The sequence below is a fragment of the Streptomonospora mangrovi genome, from assembly GCF_027604915.1.
In the GTDB taxonomy this organism is placed as follows: Bacteria; Actinomycetota; Actinomycetes; order Streptosporangiales; family Streptosporangiaceae; genus Streptomonospora; species Streptomonospora mangrovi.
This window is the reverse complement of sequence record NZ_JAJAQC010000099.1, coordinates 1-8,887: the sequence shown is the minus strand read 5'-3', so window position 1 is coordinate 8,887 and position 8,887 is coordinate 1. Positions and strand designations below refer to the sequence as shown.

Below are 8,887 nucleotides of genomic sequence, written 5' to 3'. Positions count from 1 at the left end.
ACCAACGGGTTGCGATCCTCGGCCGCCGGGGACGGCGGCCGCCACTGGTGCCTCAGGGCGCGCTCACCTCCCTCGGAGAGGGGTTGCGATCCTCGGCCGCCGGGGACGGCGGCCGCCACATGGACAGGATGGCGGTAGAGGTCGACCGTCTCACGTTGCGATCCTCGGCCGCCGGGGACGGCGGCCGCCACCTCAAGACGATGTGGTTGTGGTTCCTGTTCGCGGAGTTGCGATCCTCGGCCGCCGGGGACGGCGGCCGCCACTCATGGACATGGCAGACATCGCGGAGCTGCTGGGGGTGTTGCGATCCTCGGCCGCCGGGGACGGCGGCCGCCACAGCGTGCGACCTGGGGAAACGCGTCAATGGTCGATGCTGAATAGCGGTGTGGAAACCGGCATTCCACGCAGGGGTGTCCAAACGTCGTTGGGAATCCCCCGAGGTTTCCATGAGCACTTGGGGTTCCCAACTACAGCACCAGCGCGTCGTCGTGGGGCAGGCGGCGGGCTGTGCCCAGGACCGAGACTGCCTTGAAGGTTCCGGCTTTCAGCCGGTAGACGCGGATGCTGTCCTCGGCGTCGTTGATGATGCGGTGCAGGGTGTGGCTGAGCCGCACCCAGTCGGCGTCGCTGCACACGACCTCGAAGACCGACTTCTGCACCCGCATCCCGTAGCCTTCGCAGACTTTGGCGACCTGCCGCAGGCGCTGGGCGCCCTCGGGGGTGGTGGTGGCGACGTCGTAGGTGATCAGCAGCTCCATTCACGCCGTCCAGGGCAGGTAGCCGGGCAGTTCCTGGCGCAGGGTGCGGGCCATCAGCCGAGCCTGCACGGAGGGAAGCAGCCCCAGGGCCACGCGCCGGCCCAGGACCGCGTGGGGTCGTTCCTTCTGGCGGTTGTGCTGCCAGGCGGTCAGCACTGTCTTGCGTCCTTCCTCGGTGAGTTGGACGGCGCCGCCTTCCATGGTCTCGAAATCGCCGGGGCCGACCTGGCGCCGGTTGATCAGGGTCAGCGCCAGCCGGTCGGCGACGGCGGGGCGGAACTCCTCCATCAGATCCAGCGCCAGGGCGGGTTTTCCCGGGCGGATGCCGTGGAGGAAGCCGACGTAGGGGTCCAGGCCGACCTGTTCGCAGGCGCCGTGCACGCTGGAGCGCACCAGGCCGTAGAGGAAGGAAAGCAGCGCGTTGACGGGGTCGGTGGGCGGGCGCTTGATACGGCCGGGGAACGACAGCCCGGTGTCCTTGCGGATCATCAGCGCCAGGGCTTCGAAGTAGGCGCGCGCGGCCGCGCCCTCCACGCCCATGAGGACCTCGATGTCGGCGGCGGTGCCGGCGGCGGCCAGGGACGCCTCCAGGTCGGCGGCGATGGCGCGCAGGCTGTCCTTGGCGGTGGTGGCGTCGCGGGCGCTTCTGAGGACGAGTTGGCGGCTGTTCTGAATCTTTCCGGCCACGCAGGCACGGGCGATGGGCAGGCGCGTGGCGGGGTCGGCGTGGGCCAGGTGCTGGGCGTGGCGCAGCAGGACATTGCCGCGCAGGGGCCCGGCCAGCCGGCACAGGAAGCGCCCACCGCGGCTCATCCACACCACGGCGCGGCCGTCTTGGGCGCAGCGCGCCAGGAGCGGGCCCGACACGTTGACGTTGCCCAGGACCACGATGGACTCCAGCCGCAGCAGCGGCAGGGTGCGGCGAGGGCTGTCGGGCTCGGGCAGGGCGATGCGAACGGTGTCGCCGTCCAGGTGCAGGGAGGCGCCCGGGGTCTGCACGTAGAGGGTGTTGAGAAGTTCAGTCATCCCATTCCGTCTCGGGGGCGGGGGTGTAGAGGTCGGCGAGCAGGCGCTCATAGCGCCGGGTCTTGGCCAGGACCTTGGGCATGCAGCCGGTGTTCATGGAGCAGCGGCGGCACCGCTGGTCGGCGGCCGGGGCGGGCAGGCGCCCTTGGGCCATGACCGCGCGCACCGCCTCAGCGGTGGCCCGCACCCGCTCGCGCAGTGCGGCGTCCACGGCCACGGTGTGGCGGCGGCGGTCGGCCATGGTGTAGACGGCGGCGGAGGTGATGGTGGTGTCCATGCGTTGCTCCAGGCACATGGCCTGGGCCCCGACCTGGACGTCGGCGGGTCCGCCGGGTGTGTAGGCGCCCGACTTGTGCTCCACCGGCACCACGGTGCCCTCGGCATGGACCTCCACGACGTCGCACACCCCCGTCAGGCCGAGCTGGTCGTGCCAGACCGGCAGCGCCCGCAGGGTGCGCACCCGCGGGCGCTGCTCGTGGCCGGGGTCGTGGACGCGGTGGTGGGCCAGGGTGCCGCGGACGGTGGCGGCGTCCTCGGCGAAGGCGTCCTCCAGCAGGATCAGGCCGGCCTGGCGGGGGCAGTAGGCGTAGTGCTCCAGGGCCGACAGCGGCACCGGCCACGGCTCCTGGGGCCCCACCCGCCTCACCCCACCAGGGTGGTCAGGGTGATGCCCGCCGGCAGGCCGGTGTCGGCGACGGTGGTCTTGTAGTCGCCGAAGGAGCGGGCGGGTCCGGACCGGGGGTCGGTGCGTTCGACAGTGACGCGGTCGAAGAGGGTGTGGGCGGGGGCCTTGCCGAAGGCGTCGTCGTGGGTGAACACATACAGTCCGCGCAGCGCCATCTCGCCGCGGGCCGAGGCGCGGTCGTGCTCGAACATCATGGTCATGGACTGCCAGAACGCCTCCAGGTCGGCGGAGGTGACGCCGGTGCGCGCGGCCAGCGGGGCGCTGAAGTGGCCGAACCCCACATAGAGGCCGTAGGGCACGGTGTGCTTGGTGCCCATCTCGGTGGACTCCCCGCGCTCGGTGTCGGCGGTGCGGGTCTGGGTGACGCGGGTGATGCCGTGCTCCTGGTCGGTGACGCGGTCCAGGGAGCGGGCGAAGGTCAGTTGCAGCGGGCCTTGGACCCGTCCGGCCTTCTTGTCGCCGGTGCTCATCACGGCTCCGAACATGCGCACGTCGAAGAACGTCTCGCACATCCAGTCGCGGGCGCGGGCCTGGTGCTCCACGGTGTGCTTCTTGTCGCCGTTGAGGCCCAGGGCGGTGTAGGCGCGCTCGTGCTGGGAGTTCAGCGACACCCCGGCCTCGACGTAGATGTCGAAGCCGGGCTGGCCGGCCTTGAGCAGGGCCACGGTGTTGCGGATCTTGCGCTTGATGGCGACGTCGGTGACCAGCCCGTGGCCGGTGTCGGGGTCGGTGCGCGGGGCGCCGCCGGCGTCGGGGTCGCCGTTGGGGTTGCCGTCGCGCACGTCGAAGCAGAACACGAAGTCGTGCTTGCGGGCGGGGTCCAGATGGGGCGAGGGAGTGGTCACGGCTGGTCCTCCTGGTCGGTGCCCTCGCCGTTGGCGTTGGCATTGGCGTGGGTGCGGCGCTGGCGCTGGTCGTGGGAGTGCTGCTGGTAGTAGCCCAGGCTGAACAGGGACTGCCCCTGCTGGTCCAAGACCTCGGGCAGGGGGTGCTCCAGCAGGTCGTGCAGTTCGCAGATGGTGCGGAAGTAGGCGTGGTGGGCGGCGCGGTCCTTGGGGGCGCCGCTGGTGCGCAGGCGCCGCAGATGGGCCTGGGACTTGTCCAGGAGGGGTTCCATGCGGGCGCGGGGGGTGGACTTGGCCGAGGACAGCACCTTGTCGGCGATGGTGCTGTTGGGCCCCTGCCCGGTGTCGGGGTCGCGCAGGGCGCGGTACTGCAAGGACTCCAGGACCGCGAACAGGCGCCCGGCCACATAGGCCGGGTCGGTCCGATTCTCGTCGAGCACCGGGGGGACCCTTTCGTTGTCGGTGGCGAAGGCGCGGTTGTAGAACAGGCGCAGCAGGGCGGCGCGGGGGTGGTCGACGCGGCCGTCGGCGCCGATGCGCTGGTTGAGGTGGCTCAGCAGCGCCAGCGGCGGCGCCGTGTGGTGCAGGGCGGCGTGCAGCAGGCGGCGGTGTGCGTCGTCGGGCTCGGTGTCCTTGGTGTAGCGCCACCCCTGGGCGGTGGCCGTGCCGCGTCCCAGGCAGCGCGCCAGCAGCCACACCGGCACCGGGCGGGGCTGGTCGCCGCGCCAGTCGGCGATCTGGTGGTCGCCGAACCAGGCGGCGACGCGCTCCAGCGCCTGGGGCAGGGCGATGTCGATCCACTCGCGCACCACCACCCGGCTCTGGTTGGCGGCCAGGGTGGCGGTGTAGAACCGGTTGGCCTCCACCCCGGCGGCGCCGCTGCCCCGGCGCGGACGCTCAAGTTCGGCGAAGACCGCGGCGACGTCGGAGGGCTCTGCGTTGAGCAGGGTGTCCATCAGCCCCAGGTCGAGGGGTTCTTTGAGCCACCACACCAGCACCGAGTCGGGCATGCGGTAGCGGTGGGAGTGATCGGCCAGCAGGGCGTTGAGCACGGCGGTGGAGCCGGCCCCGCACGCCTCGCACAGCGGGATGTCGGCGAGTTGGATGCGCCCGCCGCGCCCTTGGGCGGAGGTGTTGACCGACACCAGTTGGGCGTCGCGGCCGCGACCGGTGGGCACGGGGATCAGGCCGGCTTTGACGGGTTCGGGCAGGGAGTCCAGCAGGGGCCGGTCCTGGTTGCAGGACAGGCACCGGCCGGTTCCGGCCCGGCCGCTCTTGCGTGCGGCCACCGTGGCCCGCCAGGTCTGCTGGGCGGCGGGGGCCAGGTGGGGCCAGGGGTGGCCGACCACGCTGAGGGCGACCAGGTCGGAGGGCTTGGCCCCCTCCGGCAGGACGGTGGCGCGGTGCAGGCCGCGGGTGAAGAAGACGCGCACCGCGCGCGCGGCCGCATCGGCCCCGGCGCGCTCGGCCCAGACCGACAGCAGGTCGATGTAGGCGGTGTTGCGCCGCAGCGCCTCCTGGACGGCTTTTTCGGACTCCTCCTTGGGCACGCCCAGGACGTATTCGAGGGTGTCGACCAGCAGGGTGGGCGGGGGCTTGGCGCCGGAGCGGTAGACGTAGGGGGCGTTGAGGACCACACCGGCGCGGCGGTCGGCGTCGGCCAGGTCGTTCAGCACCGGCCGCCCCTGCTCGTCGGTGCCCTGGGGGCGGCCGTGGGTGTCGATGGTCAGGCACCAGCGCACGGTGCGGGGCCGGTAGTGGGCCGGCGGCAGGTCGGCGACGTGGGGGGCGTGGTCGGCCAGGGCTTTGAGCAGCACCGGATCACCCCCGCCCGCCGGTGCGCGCCGCGGGGGCGCCGGGCAGTTCGGCACCGTGCTCGGGCACCGCCACCACCCCTTCGACCATGGCGGCGTGGAACCAGCGGTAGGTCTCGCGGGCGCCGGTGTAGTCGATGCTGTGCAGCATCGCGCCGAAGTCGGCGCTGGCGGCGATGGGGGGCCGCTGGGAGGGCTTGGCGAAGGAGGCGGAGAACTCGCGGGTGCCCAGGAAGGGCTGGGAGAAGCAGGCGCCGCGCTCCACGCGGCGGCGGAACTGGTCGCGGTACTTGGCCGGGTGGGCGTCGGCGTGGGGGCGCAGCACGATGTGGGCGTGGATGCGGTAGGCCACATCGCGCAGCCCGGTCATGCTGCGCTGGTCGCGGTGGGCCTCGGCGTCGAACCGCTGCGTCGGGTCGGCCATGGCGCGCCGCACCCAATCGGCCGAGACGGTCTGGTCGACCTCGTTGCGGCGCACGGTGAACCAGGCGATGGGGTTGAGCACCTCGATGCGGTCGATGCGGTAGGAGAACTCCGGCTTCCAGAAGATGGCCTCCAGCAGCCCGGTGGCCGCCGAGGGGGTCATGACGGGGTAGCTCACCCGCTCGGTCTTGAACTCCGGCCGGGTGAAGCAGGCGAAGGGGCCTTCCACCTCCACCGCCAGAGGCGGCGCAGGGGCGGGGGGCGGGGCGGTCAAAACACGTACTCCTTGGTGTCGGCGATCTCGATGCCGCGGTGTTCGTCGTAGTCACCGATCCACTCATAGAGGTCGCCGACCACGGGGACCATGAGCCCGGCGGCCTTGCCTGTGGCATAGCCGCGGGGCAGGGTGGCCATGTAGGGGCGCAGGTCGCGCAGCAGGTGCGCGCTCGCAGCGCCGTTGCGCAACCGGTGCAGGATGCCGGCGATGCGTTCGCGGTCGTGGGCGTAGCGCTTGGGTACGCAAACCACGGGCACGGTGGTTTCGGGGATCATCTCGAACAGTTCGGCCACCCGGGGGAAGTCGCCCTCGCGGCGGGCCTGCTGGATCAGCGCGGCGGTGTCGCGGCCCTCGACGTTGGTCTGCTTGAACCGCTCGGTGTAGTAGGCGTGCAACACCTCGGGGTCATCGGGCCGGGCTTTGCCGGGGCCGAAGAACAGGCGGGTGGCGCCCAGCGCGGCGCCGTAGACGAACTCCCCGCCGCCCGAGGCGCCCGTGCCGTCCGGGGCGGCGAGATGGAAGATCACCACCCGGCCGCGTTCCAGGCGGCCTGAGCGGTTGCACCGGCCCGCGGCCTGCTGCATGGCCTCGGCGGTGGCATAGGCGCGGTACACCTCGGGGAAGTCCAGATCGACCCCGGCCTCCACCAGTTGGGTGCTGATGACGGCCACCTGGCTCTGGGTCCGGTTGAGTTCGATGACCTCCTCGATGGTGTCCTTGCGGTGGCGGGCGACCATGCGCGTGGACAGGTGCAGCACCGGCCCCCGCTCCTGCGGGCGGTGGGCGGCGACCAGTTCGTGGATGCGCTGGGCCTGCGCGGTGGTGTTGCACACCGTCAGCACCGAGGGCCGCTGCGCCACGGTGCGGGCCAGTTCCTCAACGGTGGGGGCGGGGTCGCTCCACCAGGTGTAGGAGACCCGCGCCAGGCGCTCATACAGCGGCTTGGGCTCGGCGATCACATCGCGGGCCGCCACCTCCTTCAGCGGCGCCAGGTCGAAGAACGCCGGCTGGGTGGCCGAGGACAGCAGCACCGTGACCCCGAAGAACTCGGTGAGCGTGCGCAGCATCGACAGGATCGGCACCAGCATCGCGTCAGGCAGCGACTGCACCTCATCGAGCACGATGACCGACCCAGCCAGGCGGTGCAGGCGCCGCATCGCCTCGGGGCGGCGGTCGAACAGCGCCTCGAACAGCCGCACGGTGGTGGTCACCACGAAGGGGGCGTCCCAGTTCTCCGCGGCGAGCCGGGCCCACCGGCCCCCGGGCGCGCCCGGGGCGTCGAAGTCCACACCGCTGTGGTGCTCCAGCACCACCGGCGCCCCGCCGCCGGTCTCCAGCAGGCCGCGGTAGACGCCGGCGTTCTGCTCGGTCACGGTCATGAACGGCACCGCCACGATCACCCGGGCCAGGCCGTGGCGGCGGGCGTGGTGCAGGCCGAAGGCCCCGGCCGCGATCGTCTTGCCCGACCCGGTGGGCGCGGGCAGGCGGTAGAAGCCCTGCGGCCCTTGAGCCGCCGCAAGCGCTTGGTCATAGACGTAGTCGCGGTCGGCGTCCACCGGCGAGGGCGGCCGGGCGGCCAGCAGTTCCTGGCGGGCCGCCTCGAACCGCTCTGCCAGGTCGGAGGCGGCGACCGGGTGGTCGGGGCGGGGCAGGCCGTCCAGATGTTCGGCGGTGTCCAGGCGGTCGGCGTCGACCACCGCGGAGAAGACCATGCGCACCAGCACGTCCAGCACCAGGTCGTCCTGGGCGTAGGCGTCGTGCACCCATCCGGGCAGCCCGGGCCCGTCAAGGATCTCGGGCACCACCGCTGCCACCCGGTCGATGGCCTCCTGCACCGAGGCGGCGTGCTCGCTCTGGGCGGCGCGCAGCTCCTCACGCAGGCAGGCGCGCGAGACCAGGCCCCCGTGGTGCCCGAACACGACCCCGGCCAGCCGCCCCAGCCCGGCCCGGTGGGCCAGGAGGGTGCCGGCGTGCTTGTGCGGGATCCCGACGCGGGACCCGGTGGCCTCGGCCCGCAGCAGTCCGTCCTGCCAGGCGCATGTGCCCTTGCCGACGTCGTGGACCCGCCCGAGGTAGCCGGCCACCTCAGCAGCCGCGAAACGCGAACCATAGCGGCGGGCCCGGCGCTCGGTACCACGCAGGTGGTCGTCAAGCCGGTGGCGCTGGCCAGCGCTGTTGGCGCTGTGCCCGAAGAGGTCCATGATCCGCCCCGATCGGTCGTGTGTACGAATCGAGCGAGACAGTAACCAACCCTCAAGATCACCGTGGGAGTTTCTCGAAATTCGTTTGCTACCAGTCCGCATCCGGCCACAGCCGCCGCGAACGGCGCCCGCCACCCCCGGGCGGGGGCGCGAAGGGCGAGGGCAATGGTGTTGCGATCCTCAGCCACCGCGAACGGCAGCCGCCACCACCTCGGCGATCACCTACAGCAAGGCTTTCTTCGAGTTGCAATCCTCGGCCGCCGCGGACGGCGGCCGCCACTGCACCAGACCCGAGTCGGCGGGCATGCCGGTGGAGTTGCGCTCCTCGGCCACCGCGGACGGCGGCCGCCACCGCGAGTCAGCCCCGTAGACGCGCGCCAGGACGTCGTTGCGATCCTCGGCTGCCGCGGACGGCGGCCGCCACGGCACCTTGCGCACGCACCACCGGTCGTACACCAGGTTGCGATCCCCGGCCGCCGCGAACGGCGGCCGCCACCGGTGGGGGCGCGACGGTGCCGACCAGATCTGGAAGTTGCGATCCTCGGCGGCCGCGAACGGCGGCCGCCACACGGGTGGCCTCTTCGGCTTCCTGGGCTTCGCATACGTTTCGATCCTCGGCCACCGCGAACGGCGGCCGCCACTTGTCGCCTTCGACGGGCTCATCGTCGACGTGGTGGTTGCGATCCTCGGCCGCCGCGAACGGCGGCCGCCACTCCCCCTCTGCTGTCTAGTCGTGCGGGATGAGCGGGTTGCGATCCTCGGCCGCCGCGAACGGCGGCCGCCACAGCTGGTTCCCGGCCAGCTCCCGGCCGACGTCTGCGTTGCGATCCTCGGCCGCCGCGAACGGCGGCCGCCACT

The 8,887-nt window shown here is 72.3% G+C and carries 7 protein-coding genes and 2 CRISPR repeat arrays; all 7 genes read right to left on the bottom strand.

Annotated elements, in window-relative coordinates; translation table 11 throughout:
- Positions 1-8 precede the first annotated feature (8 nt).
- Positions 9-337: direct repeats of the CRISPR family, unit length 37 nt; unit sequence GTTGCGATCCTCGGCCGCCGGGGACGGCGGCCGCCAC.
- 130 nt (positions 338-467) lie between these two features.
- Genes cas2 through cas3 form a run of 7 tightly spaced genes read right to left on the bottom strand, consistent with a single transcriptional unit; the run spans position 468 to position 8,029 of the window.
- Positions 468-758 carry a CRISPR-associated endonuclease Cas2 gene (cas2, locus tag LG943_RS27230; RefSeq protein WP_179769433.1) on the bottom strand — a complete coding sequence of 97 codons (291 nt, stop codon included), beginning with the start codon at positions 756-758 and terminating at the stop codon, positions 468-470.
- Entirely contained in the window at positions 759-1,784 is a 1,026-nt protein-coding gene (cas1c, locus tag LG943_RS27225) for a type I-C CRISPR-associated endonuclease Cas1c (RefSeq protein WP_270075247.1), read from the bottom strand.
- A complete protein-coding gene (gene cas4 / locus LG943_RS27220; protein WP_270075246.1) occupies positions 1,777-2,430 on the bottom strand; it encodes a CRISPR-associated protein Cas4 in 654 nt (217 codons plus the stop codon). Before cas4 ends, cas1c begins: the two co-directional genes overlap by 8 nt.
- On the bottom strand, positions 2,427-3,314 hold the full coding sequence (cas7c, locus tag LG943_RS27215; protein WP_270075245.1) for a type I-C CRISPR-associated protein Cas7/Csd2: 888 nt from the start codon (positions 3,312-3,314) through the stop codon (positions 2,427-2,429). The genes cas4 and cas7c overlap by 4 nt, the downstream gene beginning before the upstream one ends.
- A complete protein-coding gene (gene cas8c, locus LG943_RS27210) occupies positions 3,311-5,131 on the bottom strand; it encodes a type I-C CRISPR-associated protein Cas8c/Csd1 (protein ID WP_270075244.1) in 1,821 nt (606 codons plus the stop codon). Before cas8c ends, cas7c begins: the two co-directional genes overlap by 4 nt.
- Positions 5,132-5,135: 4 nt before the next feature.
- The gene (gene cas5c / locus LG943_RS27205) at positions 5,136-5,825 is read right to left on the bottom strand and encodes a type I-C CRISPR-associated protein Cas5c (RefSeq protein WP_270075243.1); all 690 of its coding nucleotides are present in this window, start codon (positions 5,823-5,825) and stop codon (positions 5,136-5,138) included.
- Positions 5,822-8,029 (bottom strand): CRISPR-associated helicase Cas3', encoded by a 2,208-nt coding sequence (cas3, locus tag LG943_RS27200; RefSeq protein ID WP_270075242.1) that lies wholly within the window; start codon positions 8,027-8,029, stop codon positions 5,822-5,824. Before cas3 ends, cas5c begins: the two co-directional genes overlap by 4 nt.
- Before the next feature lie 315 nt (positions 8,030-8,344).
- Positions 8,345-8,886: a CRISPR direct-repeat array (repeat unit 37 nt; unit sequence GTTGCGATCCTCGGCCGCCGCGAACGGCGGCCGCCAC).
- Between the last annotated feature and the right edge of the window lies 1 nt (position 8,887).